Here is a 19,041-nt window from a genome sequence, read left to right on the forward strand (position 1 = left end):
ACTTTGTAATGTCAAACCAGATTTATATCGGTGTAGATTTAGGCGGTACCAACATTAAAGTGGGTCTTTGCGATGAGCAAGGGACGCTGCTGCATACGTATGAAGGACCAACGAGTGCGGAGAACGGTGCTGAATTTGTCATTGGACGAATCGCGGAGTATGTGAAGCAAATTGTCGAAGACTCATCGTATGAGTGGGATCAAGTCGCAGGGATCGGCGCAGGTTTAGCTGGATTCATGGACATTCCTGAAGGATTCATCAAATTCTCCCCTAATTTGCAATGGCGCAACGTTCCGGCTAAGAAGATGCTGGAAGAGCTGCTTGGCAAAACGGTAAAGATCGACAATGATGCCAATGTTGCAGCTTTAGGCGAGGCTTGGGCTGGCGCAGGAGCGGGAATCCCGAATGTTGTGTGCTATACGCTTGGAACAGGCGTAGGCGGCGGGATTATTATTAACGGTAAAATATATCAAGGATCTGCAGGCATGGCTGGCGAGCTAGGGCATATGTCCATCGTACCGGATATTGAAGCCATTCAATGCGGATGTGGTCAGATGGGTTGTCTGGAAACCGTATCCTCCGCGACGGGGATCGTTCGTATGGCCAATGAAGCTGTGGAACGCGGCGAAAGAACGACACTTTCTCTTCATGAGAAGATCGAAGCCAAACACGTGTTCGATGCGGCGAAAAGCGGAGACGAAGTTTCCTTGCGCATTGTAAACCGTGCTGCTTATTATATTGGACGATCCATGGCGGCACTAGCTGTTGTGATTAATCCCAAAAGATTCATCATCGGTGGCGGTGTTTCCAAAGCAGGAGAAATTCTGTTCCAGCCGATTCGCGAAACCTTTAAGAAATATACACCAGAGACAGCGGCAGAAGGCGTTGAAATTGTTGCTGCTACACTAGGCAATGATGCAGGGGTTGTAGGCGCTGCTGGTTTGAATTTACGCTAAATGTTCAGGCAAGGCTCGTAGGTTTGGCCGCTTGAGCGTAAACCTGCGTGAGCACTCCAAAGGAAGGTGTCATTCATGGAAGAAAATCACCCTTTAGCGAAACTGGTCATTATTACAGGAATGTCGGGTGCCGGGAAGACGATTGCCGTACAAAGTCTGGAGGATCTTGGATTCTTCTGTGTCGACAATTTGCCGCCTGTGCTCATTCCTAAGTTTGCAGAGTTGATCGTGCAGTCGATGGGGAAGATCGGCAAAGTCGCACTGGTGATTGATTTGCGGGGGCGTGAATTTTTCACGGCACTTCAGGAGTCGCTTCGATACATTCATGAGAATTACACGCTTAGCTATGAAATTCTTTTTCTAGACGCTACCGATGCAACGCTGGTTCAGCGTTACAAAGAAAGCCGCCGCCGTCATCCGCTGGCTCCGAATGGAGCGCCGCTGGAGGGCATAGGTCTGGAGCGCAAGCTGCTGGAAGAGCTGAAGGGCTTAGCCACGCAGGTTATTGACACCAGTACGCTGAAGCCGGCGCAGCTCAAAGAAAGAATTATTTCCAGGTTTACCAATTTGGAAACCAACCGCATATCTATAAATGTAATCTCTTTCGGATTTAAGTATGGCGTGCCTATCGATGCCGATCTCATCTTCGATGTTCGTTTCTTGCCAAACCCGCACTATGTGGAGCAGCTTCGCCCGCAGACAGGTCAAGATCCCGATGTGTACGACTACGTAATGAAGTGGACAGAGACGCAGGAATTCCTAACCAAGCTGCTTGATATGCTTAATTTCTTGATGCCTCAGTATAAAAAAGAAGGCAAGAGTCAAGTTGTCGTAGGCATTGGCTGTACAGGAGGCAAGCACAGATCCGTTGCGATCACGGAATATCTCGGCAAAGTTATGGGCAACAGCGAAACCGAAACGGTGCGCGTGAGCCATCGAGATGCTGAGCGTGACCGCATCTAAGCGGTTTTTACGATGAAGAGGGTGAAAGAAGTATGGAATACGGGACACCGCAACGCACTCCCCGAATCGTCGTTATCGGTGGCGGAACAGGTCTATCGGTGATGCTTAGAGGTTTGAAAGAAAAGCCGGTAGATATTACAGCTATTGTGACCGTAGCCGATGATGGAGGAAGCTCCGGCATTCTCCGCAATGAAATGCAAATGCCGCCTCCAGGCGACATTCGCAGCGTGCTTACAGCCCTTGCCGACGTTGAACCGTTATTGTCGCTTATTTTGCAATATCGATTTCAAGTAGGTACGGGATTAGCCGGGCATAGTCTGGGGAATCTAATCTTAGCGGCACTTACGGATATTACCGGTGATTTCGTCACAGCTGTACAAGAAATGAACCGCGTATTCGCAGTCCGTGGCCGTGTGCTTCCCGCGTCGAATCAGGCTATTGTCCTGAAAGCCATTATGGAAGATGGAACATTAGTCGTAGGGGAATCGAAGATTCCCAAAGCGGACGGACGAATCAAGCGTGTCTTCATTGAGCCAGCGAATGTAACGCCGTTAGCGGAAGCGGTTCAAGCTATTCGTGACGCGGATGCGATCCTATGCGGCCCAGGAAGTTTGTACACCAGCTTGCTCCCTAATTTACTGGTACCCGGCATCGTAGATGAGATTGTGAAATCGAAAGCTGTTAAGCTGTTCATTTGCAATGTGATGACACAGCCTGGGGAAACGGATGATTACTCAGTCAGCGATCACCTGGATGCGATTTATGATCACCTGCAGCAGCATTTGTTCGACTATGTGATCGTGAATAACGGGGAAATTCCCCCGCAGGTTCAGGCGAGATACGCCGAAAAAGGGGCCAAAGCGGTTCATTTGGATTTGGATGAAGTCACCAAAAGAGGGTACCGCGTTATTGCTGATCGGCTTGTGTTATTTCGCACTTACCTTCGTCATGATGCCGAGAAATTGAGTGACCATATTTATCAGCTCGTCGAAAGCTGGATGTTAAGGAAGAAGTGAGTCTCATGTCCTTTGCGGCAACAACCAAAAAAGAATTAACTTTAATTACCGAATCGGAAGCGTGCTGCGAGAAAGCGGAGCTGTCGGCTTTAATTCGTATGAATGGTTCAGTTCAGCTAACCAATCAACGCGTTGTGCTCGACATTTCCACGGAGAACGCGGCTATTGCCAGACGAATCTATTCGTTAATTAAAAAAGGATACAAATTGCATACAGAGCTTCTTGTGCGCAAGAAAATGCGCCTGAAGAAGAACAATGTATACATTGTTAGAGTGCCCGGGCAAGTGCAGGAGCTGCTCAGCGATCTGAAGATCGTTTCCGAAGGGTTCATCTTCACGACGGGAATCGATAAAGAAATCGTCCGCGGCAACTGCTGCAAACGCGCTTATCTGCGTGGCGCTTTCATGGCGGGAGGCTCCGTTAATAACCCGGAAGGGTCTTCCTATCATCTGGAGATCGCTTCGATCTATGAGGAGCACTGCAAGGCGTTGACCCAGCTCGCCAACAAGTTCGATTTGAACGCCCGTTTCATTGAACGCAAAAAAGGGTTCGTGCTTTATATCAAGGAAGGCGAGAAAATTATCGAGTTCCTGAGTATCATTGGCGCGCATCAAGCGTTGCTGCGGTTTGAAGATGTGCGGATCATGAAGGATATGCGCAACTCGGTCAATCGCATCGTGAATTGTGAAACAGCGAATTTGAACAAAACCATTGGAGCATCATTAAGGCAGATCGAGAACATTCGACTCTTGCAAAGAGAAGTTGGATTGGATAATCTGCCAGAGAAGCTTAGAGAAGTAGCTGAGATTCGATTGCAGCATCCGGATTTGAATCTCAAAGAAGTCGGCGACATGCTCAAAGGCAGTGTGAGCAAATCCGGGGTCAACCATCGGTTGCGAAAAATCGATGAATTGGCAGAAAAACAGCGAAATTCGTAGATAAGAAGTCACTCAGTTCCACATGTATAAGTTTTTCGCATTTTTTCTAGTGTACTTCGGGGAAAAATGCTATAATGTTAAAACATAAGGTATAGCACTGTTATCAATAGTAATTCATATAAGCTCCACACTAGGGGGAATTAGTTCCATGTCCAGACGTCCAGTCGTTGTGAAGTTGAGAACAGGACTTCATGCCAGACCTGCGGCATTGTTTGTTCAAGAGGCGAATAAGTTTTCATCCGAGATTTTTGTTGAGAAAGATGAAAAGAAAGTGAATGCCAAAAGCATCATGGGAATTATGAGTCTTGCGATCAGCACAGGGACCGAAGTCTTCATAAGTGCAGAAGGTTCGGATGCCGAGCAGGCTGTAAACGCTTTAGTCACATTAGTCAGCAAGGAAGAATTGGAAAACCAATAATCCTTCAAAAGCTTCCTTTCGAGGAGGCTTTTTTGCAAGCATAAAATCCTCCATCCGGAGTGTTAAAAAGAAGAGCATCCACTCAAAAAACTCTGCGCAAGACTTACGCGGAGCTTTTTGTGCGCCTAGTATTCTGAATACGTTTCACCCAATTTTTCGTTTATCCATCTCCCTTTGCAGTAATCATACATAAACTTAATATTAATTAAGTCGCAACGCATTTGATGATGACGGGAGGAAGTCCATTTATGGACCGTCCAGAGCCGATACGAAGGTTTAGCTCGATAGTGCTGCAGTATGGTTTACGTTCTAAAAGGATACATGCTTGTCATTCTCTTTATAGAAAAGCAGCCGCGTACCGGGTATCTACGGATAAAGGGGACTATTTTTTGAAACCTTTTGAAGGGCGGAAGGCGCGTTTGGATCGTGTTTATTCTCGAATGGTTTGGTTAAAGGAACATAACTTCCACAATATGCCTAAGTGGCTTGAAACAGGTAAAGGTAAACACTGGGTGAAAAACAATGGACGATTATATTATGTATCTGAATGGATACAAGGTTCTCAATTGGATGGAAATGCGCAAGAATATGAGAGACTGGGTGAGATTCTGGGGAGGCTTCATCTTATTTCTCGGGGGCGGAGATCAGTTTCGTCCTCATTCTCGATGAGGAAAATCAAGAGCTTCCAGCAAGAGAATCAGATGTTTATAATTCATTTGGCAGCGATGCGAAAGAAAAGACAAGGCATTGGTAACTGGTTTAGAAAGCACGGGGACCAGTGTATTGCACTGGCCGATGGAGCATGGAGTACGTTGCAGCAGTCAGATGTCTTGCGGGTGTTGCGCAATGAAAAACCATCACTCATTCACGGTGATGTGACTTGGCCGAATGTCATTGTAAGATCGGACTGTATGTATTTAGTAGACTGGGAATTTGCTGGACGTGGCTCATCTTATTATGAGGTTGCCAAAACACTAAGCAATATGACAAATTATTCGGTAGCGATCATGAATGCGCTGCTTGTCGGTTACGAAAGAATATGTCCATTAACAAAGGAAGAGCGTCTTATTATTGCTTCCTTTTATCGTTTGCCGCGAGAGGCATGGATTGCCATCCGGCAAATCCGGTCAGGTCGACGATCATCTGTTTTTGATGGATTAAAGAAATTGTGGTCTCAGCGTATAGAAGCGGTTCAATGGATGGATAATTGGGCGAGACAGCAACAGCAGGAGCCTCAGCCACAAGAGTCGCAAGAGCTTGTTACTGCCGCTGCTCCAAACGAGGAGGTGATCGGTATTGTCGATAATCCATGACATAGAGGAAGCCTATCCAATTGTGATTAGAAAAAGCAAGAGAATTCGTGACGTGTACCGTCTGAAAACGATGGAGGGACGTGATCTTTGCAGCAAAAATTACGACAATTCTGAGCAAGAGGTGGATTTTATCGCGCGAGTGATGAATCATCTGATCGAAAAAGGATTTCAGTACGGTCCTCGAATCACTTCCTCAAAGAGTCAGATGCAATGGATGATGAGAAATGAGAAGCCGTATATGATTACCAACTGGGTGCGGGGAAGATCACCAGATTTTGAAAATCTAACAGAGTGGAAAAAAGCCATCCGTACGTTGGCGTCGTTTCATCTTCATGCAGAAGGCCTCACACTCCAAGACATACCCCCGGGAAGAAACCGTTACGCATTTTTGCAAAACTTAATAGAAGATTATCGCCAAACGCTAAGTGAATATCAAGGTGCTGGAGAACTTGGTGCACTCATTACTCTTTGCAATGATGCGATTTATCACTTGAACCAGCCCAAAAGTATAGAAGCGATGACTCATGAAGCGTCCGTGCATGCATTTGCACATGGAGACTATAATTATCCAAACTTAGTGATCGATCGTAGAGGATCTATCCATTTAATTGATTTCGAGAATACATCCTTACAGGCGAGGTTGACGGATTTATCTCATATTTTACATCGCAACTGTTCCTGGAACGGCGAGGAGATGATACGGTGGATCGAGTATTATGATCGTAAAAGGCCACTTAGCAGCGCGGATAGACATTTGTTGTTCTCGCTGCTGCTTGTCCCGTATCCGTTTATTCGAGCGATTCGCTTGAAAAAAAGCGATAAAAGAATAAAAGAGGCAATACCTCAGACAAGATCGATCGCTAAATATGTCAATGGTTTAAGAAAAATGCTATGAGTGAAGTTACGATCGGCCGCTAGTGTGGCAAATTTGTTAACAATTAGGCAGAGGTGAAACCTTTATTCTATATTTGCGTCTAATGAACGTGGTCAATGAAGGAAAGGGCTATTTGCCATTCCTGACGTTTACGCAATAATTGTCAAAGGAGCTATAGAAATAATGAAATTCCAAGCTTTAAAAAAGGAAATTACCGTAATGCTCGCTTTAATGGTGTTCCTTGCCAGCGCGATAACAGCGCCAGCTGCTCAGGCGGTATCATCAAGTGCGTCCTTTATTCTACTTTATATTGATAAGTCCGAAGCTTTTGTCAATGATCAGCAAATCCATTTGGAGTCACCTTCCACAATCATTAATGGCAGCACCTATGTACCGGCCAAATTCCTTGGCGATACGATGGGCTTTGCCGTTGAGTGGAATGAGGCTTCACGGACGATTCAGATGACGCCTCCGGGCTATAACATCATCTTGGATGCCGATCATAAGAGTGTAACAACGAATGGCGTGGATACGCCTTTTAACACCGTTGCAGCGATTGTGAACGGGAAGCTTATGGTGAAGCTGACTTGGTTAGCGGATTACATGGGCGCGAAGTATACGTACAACAACGAGCTTCGTCGTGTGGAGATTGTGCATTTTAAGAACCCTGAGGGCGTCTATATTGATCAGGACAGCAACTCCAGACCTGTAGCCAAGTTCACAACGGCGAAGCCTACATACCGTATTGGAGAGCCTGTGAAGTATCTGGACTTAAGTTATGATCCAGATGCCGAAGGGATTGCTTCCTACGAGTGGACAGGAAAACAAGAAGCCTTTTTCAAAGCGGGGAAATATCCAGTAACGTTAACGGTGAAGGACGGGCATGGGCATGTCAGCCCATTGTTCAAAAGCTACGTTACTATTGTGGATGAAACGTACCTGACGGAAATCGAATACCCGATTTATACGAAACCGGTTGGCGGCTTCATCAAGTCAGACTGGGGCACGATCTGGGCACACTTCAATGACATGCTCCCATTGCCTAAGAAAGTAACGGAAGTTGCGGGGCGTACGCTGCTTGTCAGCGATAGTCCAGAGGAATTCACAGAAAAAGGTATTCTTTACCGCGACAACATTAATGGCAAAGCGCGATTATACGCTGATCATATCAACGGTACGAAACAGAAGATGACGATGGCGATTTTTGCAACGAATAATTCCGATAAGCCAGTTATGATTAAAACAACGAACAAAGGCGAAGTGTATCCTTCTGTTTATGCCAACTTGATCGGAAGCGAAGCTTCTGTCGATTTCCTTCTTCAAAATGTGTACACCGATGTGCTGACTGTGCCTCCGCATGAAACTTATATTTATGCGAAGCTTCCGGACTTCTACCCAGGGCAAGGCGTGAACTTGTTCTACGATGTAGAGACAGACGGAGAGCTGCAAATTTCGTTCGGTGTAACGGATCAAAGATTAACCCCGACTACAGCGCAGGAATTGCCGCTATTGGGCTTTACGGGGCACGTACGAGGGACTTTCCCTATCTCCGAGATCAAATGGGACATTGACGCTTCGAGCTTCACGAAAACGTCCGTGTTGACCATCGGGGACAACAAAACGGATCCTTTCGTGAAAGGCTATGACGTGATGCGCAAGCAGAACGTGGAGAACGGCGGAAACTACGGCGTAGTTTACAAAATCCATGCAGATAAGCCGCGCAAGATGGCTGTAATGATCATGGCCAAAGGCGGCGTCTTCAAGGGGCCGTTCAAAATTAACGGCGAGATCATTCCGGTGCCTTACTCCGGTGTCATCACCGCATTTGACGGCATGGAAGTGCTGGCTCGTACGACAGGGACGGAAGATGCGCTTGATATTGAGTTCACGCCTCCTGCGGGTTCAGCGTTCCCGATCGATCTGATTTTCTATCCGCTGGATGAGAAGAAGTAAGTCGGAGTAACTCTTGCGATGAAGCAGGGGCTGCCGATAAGGCAAAAACCTGCGGAAGTGCAGGGATTTTCGGGCGGATTGATGTGAAAAATGGGAATACCTGCATTTATGCAGGTATTTTCATTTTTTCCAGCCTCTAATCCCCAAAAAGCCTTAAAAGCCTGCATAATCGCAGGAAACTAAGAATTGAGGTTATTAAAATAGTAAAAAAGATGCACAATTGCAGGTTTATAAAAAGTGCCAGTAGCTAGGCGGGACGACATTTGAAGCGATGGGCATCGTGTCAGAAAAAATGAGGGACTGTCTTCAAGTAGCTTTTCTACTTATGGGAAGGCCCCTGACTCCTCAAAACTTGCAAAACAACAAAAAAACCAGCCGCACGGCACTCCGAAGAGTGTCCATGCAGGCTGGTTTTCGTTTTTCCTTAATTAGACACGCTCAATTACTTTATCGATGAGTCCGTAAGCGGCTGCTTCAGCTGCACTCATGAAATTGTCGCGATCTGTATCTTTTTCGATGCGCTCGAACGTTTGTCCTGTGCGCTCTGCCAAGATTGTGTTCAGGTTGTCCCGCATTTTCAAAATACGCTTAGCGCGGATTTCGATGTCGGAGGCTTGACCTTCAGCGCCGCCTAGCGGCTGGTGAATCATGACTTCGCTGTTCGGCAGCGCGTAGCGCTTGCCTTTGGCGCCTGCAGTAAGCAGGAATGCGCCCATGGAAGCAGCCATACCAACGCAGATCGTGGATACGTCTGGCTTGATGAACTGCATCGTGTCATAAATAGCCATGCCAGCGGTAATGGATCCGCCTGGGCTGTTGATGTAAAGTGAGATATCTTTATCAGGATCTTGGGCGGCCAAGAAAAGTAATTGAGCAATGATGGAGTTCGCCACAACATCGTTGACACCCGTGCCTAAGAAAATGATGCGGTCCTTCAGCAAGCGAGAGTAGATGTCATATCCTCTTTCACCGCGCGCGTCCTGTTCGACTACCATAGGGATAAAACTCATGAGAATGACCTCCTTGGGGTGGGTACTTGATTTACATGTGTGGAGCCAATTTCGTCATGGTTAGATGAAATTGTTCTCCGGGGTGCATACTATTTACAGTATCTACAAGTATGATAACGAAAAAACCTCCGAAGGTCAAGAAAGGTCAAACTAAGAATAAAAAAAATCAGTTCATAAACTGATTCGGGGTGTTTCTTATGGACGCGCCCGAAAGGAATCGAACCTTTATCTCAGGCTTCGGAGGCCTACGTCATATCCATTGGACCACGGGCGCATATCTGCAAAAAAGTGAAGCAAGGGTTATTATATGTCAGACTTCTATAAAAAGCAAGACAGTAAGCCTTTTCAGTCCTTTTTAGTGAAAATGTTTGAACAAATGTTGAATATTCAGTTAGAATTGGTTATAATAAAAGTGTAAGGAAATTCAGTGAAATAGGCTTTCCGAAGTTGGAAAGTGGTAAGTCACTTTTTTTTCATCCGGGTGGGACGCAAAATGTAGACCCGGGACATAAAACGTCCAACTTTAGGATCAGGAGCGTCAGTCGTCGTCATATGAGAGAAATACTTGACATTCAGAAACAGCTCTTGCCAGATCTATTGGACATCATGAAGAAGCGGTACTCGATTCTGCATCATATCTTGGTTTCCGGCGTTGTCGGACGCCGCACACTAGCCTCGTCGCTCGATATGACGGAGCGCGTGCTCCGCGGTGAAGTCGATTTCTTGAAGGAGCTTGGGCTTCTTGAATCGGATGCCTCAGGCATGAGAATTACCGAGTCCGGTCGTCAACTGCTTGAAGACATGTTGCCGATCATCAAGATTGCATTTGGCTTAACGGACTTGGAAGAAAGTATTGCCAAAGCCTTTGGCTTGTCACAAGTCATTGTTGTCCCCGGCGACTCGGATGCTTCGGATTTCACGAAGAAAGAGCTTGGCCGAGCGGGCGCAGCAGCTTTGCGCAAGTATGTAGCCAAGGATGATATCATCGCGGTTACAGGCGGCTCCACCATGGCGCAGATTGCCAATAACTTGGCGATATCCTCTTCCATGAAAGGCAGTTGGTTCGTACCGGCTCGCGGTGGACTTGGGGAAAGCGTGGATATGCAGGCAAACACCATCGCTTCCATTATGGCCAAGAAGACTGGCGGGAAATACAGGCTCCTGCACGTACCGGATCATCTCGGAGAGGAAGCGTATCAATCCCTTATCCAAGATCCGCAGATTCAGGAAGTTGTTGACGCAGTTCGCAGTTGTCGCATCGTTGTACACGGTATCGGAGATGCTATGGTCATGGCGCGCAGGCGCAAGGTAGATGCCGAGACGACACGCAGCTTACAAGCCGATGGCGCACTTGCAGAGGCATTCGGGTACTATTTTGATCGACAAGGCAATGTGGTTCACAAGATGCCAACGGTCGGACTTCGACTGGAGGATCTGCAGCGGATTGAAGTTGTGATTGGCGTAGCCGGCGGCAAGAGCAAAGGTGAAGCGATCGCATCGGTCCTTCGTCACGGACAAGAGAACGTGCTTGTAACGGATGAAGCGGCTGCACTGGAAATAATGAAACATGTGTGAGCAAGACATCATAACGTATGCCTTAACCGGCTGCGTTTTGAAATATAATTATTTATTTAATCTTAGGAGGAATTGGCTATGACAACAAAAGTAGGTATTAACGGTTTCGGACGTATTGGTCGTAACGTATTTCGCGCAGCTTTGAACAATTCAGAAGTACAGATCGTGGCAGTAAACGATTTGACTGACGTAAAAACATTGGCTCACTTGCTCAAATATGACACAACTCACGGTAAACTAGACGCTACAGTTGAAGCTGGCGAAGGCGAATTGATCGTTAACGGTCGTTCCATCAAAGTTTTTGCTGAGCGTGACCCTGGGAACCTGCCTTGGGCATCTGTAGGCGCAGAAATCGTTATCGAATCTACTGGTATTTTCACAGCAAAAGAAAAAGCAGCCCTTCACTTGAAAGGTGGAGCTAAGAAAGTTATCATCTCCGCTCCTGCTTCCGACGAAGATATCACAATCGTACTGGGCGTAAACGAAGATAAATACGATCCAGCTGCTCATACAATTATCTCCAACGCTTCTTGTACAACAAACTGTCTGGCTCCTTTCGCGAAAGTTATCAACGATAGCTTCGGAATCGTAAAAGGGATGATGACAACTGTTCACTCCTACACGAATGACCAATCCGTGCTTGACGTTCCGCACAAAGACCTTCGTCGTGCTCGCGCAGCAGCTGAGAACATCATTCCTTCCAGCACTGGTGCAGCAAAAGCAATCGGCCTAGTTCTTCCTGAGCTTAAAGGCAAATTGAACGGTATGGCTATGCGTGTTCCTACGCCTAACGTTTCCGTAACTGACTTGGTTGTTGAGTTGAAAGTTAACGTAACAGTTGATGAAGTAAACGCAGCTCTGAAAGCAGCTTCCGAAGGCCCTCTTAAAGGCATTCTGAACTACACAGAAGATGCTTTGGTTTCCAGCGATTTCAATGGCGATCCAGCTTCCTCCACAATCGATGCTCTTTCCACAATGGTAGTTGGCGACAACATGCTGAAAGTGGTTTCATGGTACGACAACGAGTGGGGCTACTCCAACCGTGTAGTTGACTTGGTAGCTTTCATCGCGAAAAAAGGTCTGTAATTCCATAGCGGCAACACACACAAAACGACATGAAGGGGAGAAGCGATTCTCCTCTTTATGTGCGATTTTCCCATATAAAAGGTAGACCGGAAGAAAACCATACACGTTCAGGGAGGCTTTTACGATGAATAAAAAAAGTGTTCGCGATGTTGAAGTAGCTGGTAAAAGAGTATTTGTTCGCGTTGATTTCAACGTACCAGTAGAGAACGGTCAAATCACCGATGATACTCGGATCAGAGAAACGCTTCCTACCATTAAATTCTTAGTAGAGCAAGGCGCTAAAGTCATTCTTGCAGCCCATTTTGGTCGTCCAAACGGACAAGTGGTTGAAGAGCTTCGCTTGACGCCGGTTGCTGCGAAATTGGCTGAGCTTCTTGGTCAAAACGTGATCAAAGCGGATCAATCCGTTGGCGAAATCGTGAAAGCACAAGTCGATGCACTTGAAAATGGCGACGTTCTCTTGCTTGAAAACGTTCGTTTCAACGAAGGCGAAGAGAAAAATGATCCTGAATTGGCCAAAGCTTTCGCTGATCTTGCGGATCTGTTCGTGAATGATGCTTTCGGCGCTGCTCACCGTGCACATGCTTCGACGGCAGGAATCGCTGCTTACATTCCGGCTGTTTCCGGTCTTTTGATGGAGAAAGAGCTTGATGTTCTAGGCAAAGCGCTGAACAACCCTGAGCGTCCTTTCACAGCTATTGTTGGCGGATCCAAAGTGAAAGACAAAATCGCAGTCATTGAAAACCTCCTGAACATTGCAGACAACGTCTTGATTGGCGGCGGTCTGTCCTATACATTCTTGAAAGCACAAGGCTATGAAATCGGTAAATCGCTTTTGGATAATTCCAAGCTTGATTTAGCACTTAGCTTTATTGAGAAAGCAAAAGAAAAAGGCGTGAACTTCCTACTTCCTGTAGATATCGTTGTTACAGATAAATTCAGTGCCGATGCGAATACGCAAATCGTTGGCATTGATGGCATTCCTGCAGATTGGGAAGGCATTGACATCGGACCGAAAACACGTGAGCTGTATGCAGACGTTATCGCGAAATCCAAGCTGGTTGTTTGGAACGGACCGATGGGCGTATTCGAAATCGAGCCTTTCTCCCATGGTACACGTGCAGTAGCTGAGGCTTGTGCAGCAACTTCCGGTTACACGGTTATCGGTGGCGGTGATTCCGCTGCAGCTACAGAGAAGTTCCATTTGGCTGATAAAATGAACCATATGTCCACGGGCGGCGGAGCTTCCTTGGAGTTTATGGAAGGTAAAGCATTGCCAGGCGTAGTAGCCTTGAACGATAAATAATTTTTCACAAAGGAGCATCAATCCAATGAGTAGAAAACCGATTATCGCGGGTAACTGGAAAATGTTCAAAACCGTTTCCGAAGCTGTAAGCTTCGTGAATGAAATCAAAAGCAGCACGGTGGAAGGCGTAGAGAGCGTAATTTGCTCTCCGTTCACGAACCTGCCAGCACTGGTTGAAGCTGCCAAAGGCACGGATGTTCATGTAGGCGCGCAAAACCTGCATTTTGAAGACAACGGTGCTTTCACAGGTGAAATCAGCGGCGTGATGTTGAAGGATCTTGGCGTAGAGTACGTCATTATCGGTCACTCCGAGCGCAGAGCTTACTTCGCGGAAACGGACGAAATCGTGAACAAGAAAGTCGTTGCAGCTTTCAAACACGGCTTGACGCCAATCCTTTGCGTAGGCGAGAAGCTCGAAGAGCGTGAAGCAGGTCAAACCAAAGATGTTTGCAAAGTGCAAACAGAAGCAGCTTTCGCTGGTCTGAGCGCAGAGCAAGCGGCGCAAGTGGTTATCGCTTATGAGCCAATCTGGGCGATCGGCACAGGCAAATCCTCCACGGCTGAGGATGCACAAGATGTTATCGGCTACATCCGTCAGCTTGTCAGCGGCTTGTACGGTGCTTCCGTAGCAGACGCAGTTCGTATTCAATACGGCGGCAGCGTGAAGCCAAACAACATTGCTGAATACATGGCACAGCCTGACATTGACGGCGCACTTGTAGGCGGAGCGAGCTTGGAAGCAGCTTCCTACATCCAACTTGTCCAGGGGGCGAAGTAACATGTCCAGACCGAAACCGGTAGCACTCATCATTCTCGATGGCTTCGGACTCCGCTCGGAAGAGCAGGGGAATGCGGTTGCTCATGCCAAAAAACCGAATTACGACCGTTATTGGGCGACTTTCCCGCATACCACATTAACCGCTTGCGGTGAAGCTGTAGGTTTGCCGGAAGGCCAGATGGGGAATTCTGAAGTAGGACACCTGAATATCGGCGCAGGCCGGATTGTTTATCAGGATTTGACGCGAATTTCCAAATCGATTCGCGACGGCGAATTTTACGATAATGAAACTATTTTAGGCGCTGTTCGTCATGCCAAAGTTAACGGCAAGAAGCTGCACCTGTACGGGCTGCTTTCCGATGGCGGTGTACATAGTCACATTCAGCATTTGTTCGCTTTGCTGGACTTGGCTAAAAAAGAGCAATTCGAAGATGTCTATATCCATGCCTTCCTCGATGGCCGCGACGTAGCTCCGGACTCCGCTAAGGGGTATATGGCAAGCTTGCTGCAAAAAATTGCGGAAGTCGGCGTAGGCAAAATTGCGACCGTTCAAGGTCGTTATTATGCGATGGATCGCGATAAACGCTGGGAGCGGACAGAGAAATCCTACCGCGCCATGGTTTATGGCGAAGGCCCAGCTTATACAGATCCGATGAAGGCGATTGTTGAATCCTATGACAAATCCGTGTTTGACGAGTTCGTTATGCCGACCGTTATTGTTGGTGACGATGGTCAACCGGTAGGACTTGTAGAGTCAGGTGATGCGGTTATTTTCTTCAACTTCCGCCCTGACCGTGCGATTCAGCTTTCCCAAGTGTTCACGAACGAAGATTTCCGCGGCTTTGACCGTGGTCCTAAAGTTGCCAAGAACCTGTACTACGTATGTCTGACATTGTTCAGCGAGTCCGTTGACGGCTTCGTAGCTTACAAGCCTAAGGATCTCGACAACACGCTGGGTGAGGTATTGGCTCAGAACGGTCTGAAACAGCTTCGCGCTGCGGAAACTGAGAAGTATCCGCACGTCACGTTCTTCTTCAGCGGCGGACGCGATGCGGAATTGCCAGGCGAAACGCGTCTTCTCATTCCTTCGCCGAAAGTAGCTACGTACGACTTGCAACCAGAAATGAGTGCCTATGAATTAGCGGCTGCTGTAGTTAAGGAAGTTGAAGCGGAGCGTCATGACGTGATTATCCTCAACTTCGCCAACCCTGACATGGTAGGCCACTCCGGCTTGCTGGAGCCTACTGTGAAGGCAATTGAAGCGACAGATGCTTGTCTAGGTCAAGTTGTAGAAGCGATCCTCGCCAAAGGCGGCGTGGTGTGCATTACAGCCGATCACGGGAATGCAGACGTTGTTACCAATGCAGACGGATCACGCAACACGGCACATACAACCAATCCCGTACCTTTTATTGTGACGGACAAATCTGTTACACTAAGAGATGGCGGAATTTTGGCAGATATTGCACCAACGATGCTTGATTTCTTACAAGTTGTGCAGCCGGTTCAAATGACCGGAGCCACTATTCTAAAAAAATAGCAAGTCACCTATTATATAAAAGGAGTGTTTTCTAACAATGACTACGATTTCTGATGTTTATGCACGCGAAGTATTGGATTCCCGCGGTAACCCAACGGTAGAGGTTGAAGTATATTTGGAGTCCGGCGGTTTCGGCCGTGCTATCGTTCCTTCAGGCGCTTCCACAGGCGCATACGAGGCTGTTGAGCTTCGTGATGGTGATAAAGGTCGTTACCTTGGTAAAGGCGTTCTGAAAGCTGTTGACAACGTCAACGAAATCATCGCTCCTGAAATCATCGGTCTAGACGCGCTTGATCAAGTTGGCATCGACAACAAAATGATCGAGCTTGACGGTACTCCTAACAAAGCTAAATTAGGCGCTAACGCGATCCTTGCTGTTTCCATGGCTGTAGCTCGCGCAGCAGCAGACGCATTGGACGTTCCTTTGTACGTATACCTCGGCGGATTCAACGCCAAAACACTTCCGGTTCCAATGATGAACATCATCAACGGTGGGGCGCATGCCGACAACAACGTTGACGTTCAAGAGTTCATGGTTCTTCCGGTTGGCGCTCCAACTTTCAAAGAAGCTCTCCGCATCGGCGCTGAGATTTTCCATAGCTTGAAATCCGTATTGAAAGAAAAAGGCCTTAACACAGCAGTTGGCGACGAAGGCGGATTCGCTCCTAACTTCACATCCAACGAAGAAGCCATCACAACAATCCTTACAGCGATCGAAAAAGCTGGCTACAAACCAGGTGTTGACGTATTCTTAGGTATGGACGTTGCTTCCACAGAATTCTTCAAAGATGGCAAGTACCACCTTGAAGGCGAAGGCAAATCCTTCACTTCCGCTGAGTGGGTTGACTTCCTTGCTGCATGGGTTGACAAATACCCAATCATCACGGTTGAAGACGGTTGTTCCGAAGACGATTGGGAAGGTTGGAAATTGCTTACTGAGAAATTGGGCAGCAAAGTTCAACTGGTTGGTGACGATCTGTTCGTTACGAACACTGAGCGTCTTTCCAGAGGTATCGAAGAAAACATCGGTAACTCCATCTTGGTAAAAGTAAACCAAATCGGTACGCTGACTGAAACTTTTGACGCGATCGAAATGGCGAAACGCGCTGGTTACACAGCGGTTATCTCCCACCGTTCCGGTGAGAGCGAAGACAGCACAATCGCTGACATCGCTGTTGCAACGAATGCGGGTCAAATCAAAACAGGTGCTCCTTCCCGTACGGATCGCGTTGCGAAATACAACCAACTTCTTCGCATCGAAGACGAGTTGTTCAACGTTGCTCAATACGCTGGCAAAAAAGCATTCTACAACTTGAGAAACTTCAAGTAGGATTAGACGTAGTAATTAATTAAATATTACCTTTGGGGGTCTGTGCATGAGCAATTGGGTGAAAACTATTCTATTTCTGGTAGGTTCCGCGCTGCTCACGCATTGGATCCCCTCTTCGTTTTTTCGCAACCTGGATACGATGGTTCACGAATTCGGGCATGCGGTCGTTACCTTAGCGTTATCGGGCAAAGTGATGTACATTGAGCTGTATGCGGATCATAGCGGAGTCACCTACTCGTCTATCTCCAAATCATGGTCAATCATTCCTGTTTCACTCGCAGGGTACATGACAGCGTCTATATTTGCCTGGTTCCTATTCTCGGCTTATGCAAAGGGCAAGCAGCGTCTAGGTTTGCAGGTGATGATTGCAATATCTGCCTTATCGTTGGTATTGTTCGTTCGCAATGGATTTGGGATCATGTTTTTGGTTGGCTTCATGGCGCTGACGATCATCGTTCTGGCGTTGACGCCAAACTGGCTGCGTGATTTTTACTACTTATTGCTGGCGTTCTTGTGCTTGGAGGAGTCAGTCTTTGGGCCGTCTTCTTTGATTCTTTATGCTTGGCAGAACAGCCGCAGTGCGGGCGATGCAACCAATTTGGCGATGCATACCGGTATACCGGCCATTGTGTGGGCGATTGGTTTCACGCTGTTCGCCTTGTGGTGCGCGAAGCAAGGAGTGCAAGCATTTTTGGGACGAAGCAAAGGGGCAAGAAGCTCGAGTCGACAGTCGGGAGCCGCGGCGTATCGGGACTAAAATGCCAGAGGAGCCGCTAGGTCCCTCCTTTATTGTATTCTGGGACGAACTGTGTTAAAATACTCATGCTAGTTGTATAAGCAAAGAATAGGCAATTGGGGTGCTAATAACATGGTAATCTTTATGAAAATTTTGTTGATCATAGCTTCAGTCGGACTAATTGCAATCGTCCTTTTACAAAAAGGTAAGAGCGCAGGCTTGTCCGGTGCCATTTCCGGTGGTGCAGAACACTTATTTGGCAAGCAAAAAGCGCGCGGTTTAGAACTATTCTTGTCCCGTTTCACGATGGGGCTTGCTGCTGCATTTTTTATCCTTTCCATTGTCGTAGCATACGTAGTGAAAGCTTAACACACATAAAACGATAACAGCAGGGGAAATCTACTCCTGCTGTTTTTTCATTTTAAACGGGTTACGTAGTAGGAGTTGTTTGTCATCGAACGTAGAGTATACAAATCAACAGAGCCTTTCTTCTGGACAGGCCGCGGAAGCAACCAAGAAATCGGCATATTGATGATTCACGGCTTCACGGGATCTCCCTCGGAATTCAGAAGGATTGGGTACGAGCTGCGAGAGGAAGGCTATACCATCCAAGCCGTAAGGCTGCCGGGACATGGAACCTCACCTGATGAAATGATACATACCGGATGGACGGATTGGTATGGGCATGTGCTGGAGAGTTATGATGAGCTTGCAGCGAAGTGCAAGAGCATTGTCGTGATGGGACATTCAATGGGAGGATTGCTAGCCTTGAAGCTGGCTGTGGAACGTCGTGCGGCAGGTGTCATTTCCATCGCCACACCGATCTTCCTTTCTTCCAGAAAGACGGTACTGGCCGGTTTCCTGCAGTATTTTATCAAATACATAGCCAAGAAGCCCAAACGAATCTCCACGTTATTAGATGAGTCATGTGCATATACCAAAACGCCGATTCGTTGTGTCGTAAGTTTGCGTAAACTACTGAAACAAGTAAAAAAAGTGCTGCCTCAAGTAAACGCTCCGGTATGGATCGGACAAGGGAGCAAAGATGGTGTAGTCCGTCATGAAAGTGCAGCGTTTCTATATGAACGAGTCCGTTCAGAAGTGAAGGAGCTCCGCTATTACCCGGAATCCTCACATGGCTTGCTGCTGGATCAAGAGAGAGAGCGAGTCTATGCCGATATTGCCGCGTTTATCCTTTCCCTGCAAGTGGCATACTATGGAGTAAAGGAAGCAGGTACGGCGCATTAAG

At 47.2% G+C, this 19,041-nt stretch carries 18 protein-coding genes and 1 tRNA gene; 17 read left to right on the forward strand and 2 right to left on the reverse strand.

The genetic code is table 11. From position 1 onward, the window contains the following. The first annotated feature begins 8 nt into the window (after positions 1-8). The 8 genes from BC351_RS25575 (at position 9) to BC351_RS25610 (ending at position 8,431) form a co-directional block, all read left to right on the forward strand. Positions 9-956, forward strand: coding sequence for an ROK family glucokinase (locus tag BC351_RS25575; RefSeq protein ID WP_079416349.1), 948 nt, complete (start codon positions 9-11; stop codon positions 954-956). A 75-nt stretch (positions 957-1,031) separates the two neighbouring features. Beyond that, positions 1,032-1,919 carry an RNase adapter RapZ gene (gene rapZ / locus BC351_RS25580; protein ID WP_079416351.1) on the forward strand — a complete coding sequence of 296 codons (888 nt, stop codon included), beginning with the start codon at positions 1,032-1,034 and terminating at the stop codon, positions 1,917-1,919. A gap of 32 nt (positions 1,920-1,951) precedes the next feature. Further along, the gene (locus BC351_RS25585) at positions 1,952-2,935 is read left to right on the forward strand and encodes a gluconeogenesis factor YvcK family protein (RefSeq protein ID WP_079416353.1); all 984 of its coding nucleotides are present in this window, start codon (positions 1,952-1,954) and stop codon (positions 2,933-2,935) included. Positions 2,936-2,940: 5 nt separating this feature from the next. After that, a complete protein-coding gene (whiA, locus tag BC351_RS25590) occupies positions 2,941-3,873 on the forward strand; it encodes a DNA-binding protein WhiA (RefSeq protein ID WP_079416355.1) in 933 nt (310 codons plus the stop codon). Between the two features lie 148 nt (positions 3,874-4,021). Then, a complete protein-coding gene (locus BC351_RS25595; protein ID WP_028555561.1) occupies positions 4,022-4,291 on the forward strand; it encodes an HPr family phosphocarrier protein in 270 nt (89 codons plus the stop codon). A 248-nt stretch (positions 4,292-4,539) separates the two neighbouring features. Next, a complete protein-coding gene (locus tag BC351_RS25600) occupies positions 4,540-5,604 on the forward strand; it encodes a phosphotransferase (protein ID WP_279628367.1) in 1,065 nt (354 codons plus the stop codon). Then, positions 5,588-6,499, forward strand: coding sequence for a phosphotransferase (locus tag BC351_RS25605; RefSeq protein ID WP_144028531.1), 912 nt, complete (start codon positions 5,588-5,590; stop codon positions 6,497-6,499). Before BC351_RS25600 ends, BC351_RS25605 begins: the two co-directional genes overlap by 17 nt. Before the next feature lie 162 nt (positions 6,500-6,661). Beyond that, positions 6,662-8,431, forward strand: a complete 1,770-nt coding sequence (locus tag BC351_RS25610) for a stalk domain-containing protein (RefSeq protein WP_079416361.1) — start codon at positions 6,662-6,664, stop codon at positions 8,429-8,431. 428 nt (positions 8,432-8,859) lie between these two features. Here the strand turns inward: BC351_RS25610 and clpP are convergent, their stop codons facing one another. Together clpP and BC351_RS25620 are read right to left on the reverse strand one after the other, a co-directional pair. Then, a complete protein-coding gene (clpP, locus tag BC351_RS25615) occupies positions 8,860-9,441 on the reverse strand; it encodes an ATP-dependent Clp endopeptidase proteolytic subunit ClpP (RefSeq protein ID WP_079416363.1) in 582 nt (193 codons plus the stop codon). Positions 9,442-9,643: 202 nt separating this feature from the next. Then, positions 9,644-9,715: transfer RNA gene (locus BC351_RS25620), tRNA-Arg, on the reverse strand. A gap of 278 nt (positions 9,716-9,993) precedes the next feature. On the opposite strand from BC351_RS25620, the gene BC351_RS25625 reads away from it, so the two are divergent. The 9 genes from BC351_RS25625 (at position 9,994) to BC351_RS25665 (ending at position 19,040) form a co-directional block, all read left to right on the forward strand. Beyond that, complete coding sequence (locus tag BC351_RS25625; protein ID WP_079416365.1) at positions 9,994-11,016, forward strand: sugar-binding transcriptional regulator; 1,023 nt, start codon at positions 9,994-9,996, stop codon at positions 11,014-11,016. A 78-nt stretch (positions 11,017-11,094) separates the two neighbouring features. Then, positions 11,095-12,102 (forward strand): type I glyceraldehyde-3-phosphate dehydrogenase, encoded by a 1,008-nt coding sequence (gene gap / locus BC351_RS25630; protein ID WP_029195998.1) that lies wholly within the window; start codon positions 11,095-11,097, stop codon positions 12,100-12,102. Between the two features lie 124 nt (positions 12,103-12,226). Next, a complete protein-coding gene (locus BC351_RS25635; RefSeq protein ID WP_079416367.1) occupies positions 12,227-13,408 on the forward strand; it encodes a phosphoglycerate kinase in 1,182 nt (393 codons plus the stop codon). A gap of 25 nt (positions 13,409-13,433) precedes the next feature. Beyond that, positions 13,434-14,186, forward strand: a complete 753-nt coding sequence (gene tpiA / locus BC351_RS25640) for a triose-phosphate isomerase (protein ID WP_079416369.1) — start codon at positions 13,434-13,436, stop codon at positions 14,184-14,186. Between the two features lies 1 nt (position 14,187). Beyond that, entirely contained in the window at positions 14,188-15,726 is a 1,539-nt protein-coding gene (gene gpmI / locus BC351_RS25645; protein ID WP_079416371.1) for a 2,3-bisphosphoglycerate-independent phosphoglycerate mutase, read from the forward strand. A gap of 37 nt (positions 15,727-15,763) precedes the next feature. Beyond that, positions 15,764-17,056 (forward strand): phosphopyruvate hydratase, encoded by a 1,293-nt coding sequence (eno, locus tag BC351_RS25650; RefSeq protein WP_079416373.1) that lies wholly within the window; start codon positions 15,764-15,766, stop codon positions 17,054-17,056. A 46-nt stretch (positions 17,057-17,102) separates the two neighbouring features. Beyond that, complete coding sequence (locus BC351_RS25655; RefSeq protein ID WP_079416375.1) at positions 17,103-17,813, forward strand: M50 family metallopeptidase; 711 nt, start codon at positions 17,103-17,105, stop codon at positions 17,811-17,813. Positions 17,814-17,924: 111 nt separating this feature from the next. Continuing rightward, entirely contained in the window at positions 17,925-18,161 is a 237-nt protein-coding gene (secG, locus tag BC351_RS25660; RefSeq protein WP_029196004.1) for a preprotein translocase subunit SecG, read from the forward strand. A 75-nt stretch (positions 18,162-18,236) separates the two neighbouring features. Beyond that, complete coding sequence (locus BC351_RS25665) at positions 18,237-19,040, forward strand: alpha/beta hydrolase (RefSeq protein WP_244209171.1); 804 nt, start codon at positions 18,237-18,239, stop codon at positions 19,038-19,040. Position 19,041: the final 1 nt, after the last annotated feature.

This window comes from Paenibacillus ferrarius, assembly GCF_002027705.1.
Lineage (GTDB): Bacteria > Bacillota > Bacilli > Paenibacillales > NBRC-103111 > Paenibacillus_E > Paenibacillus_E ferrarius.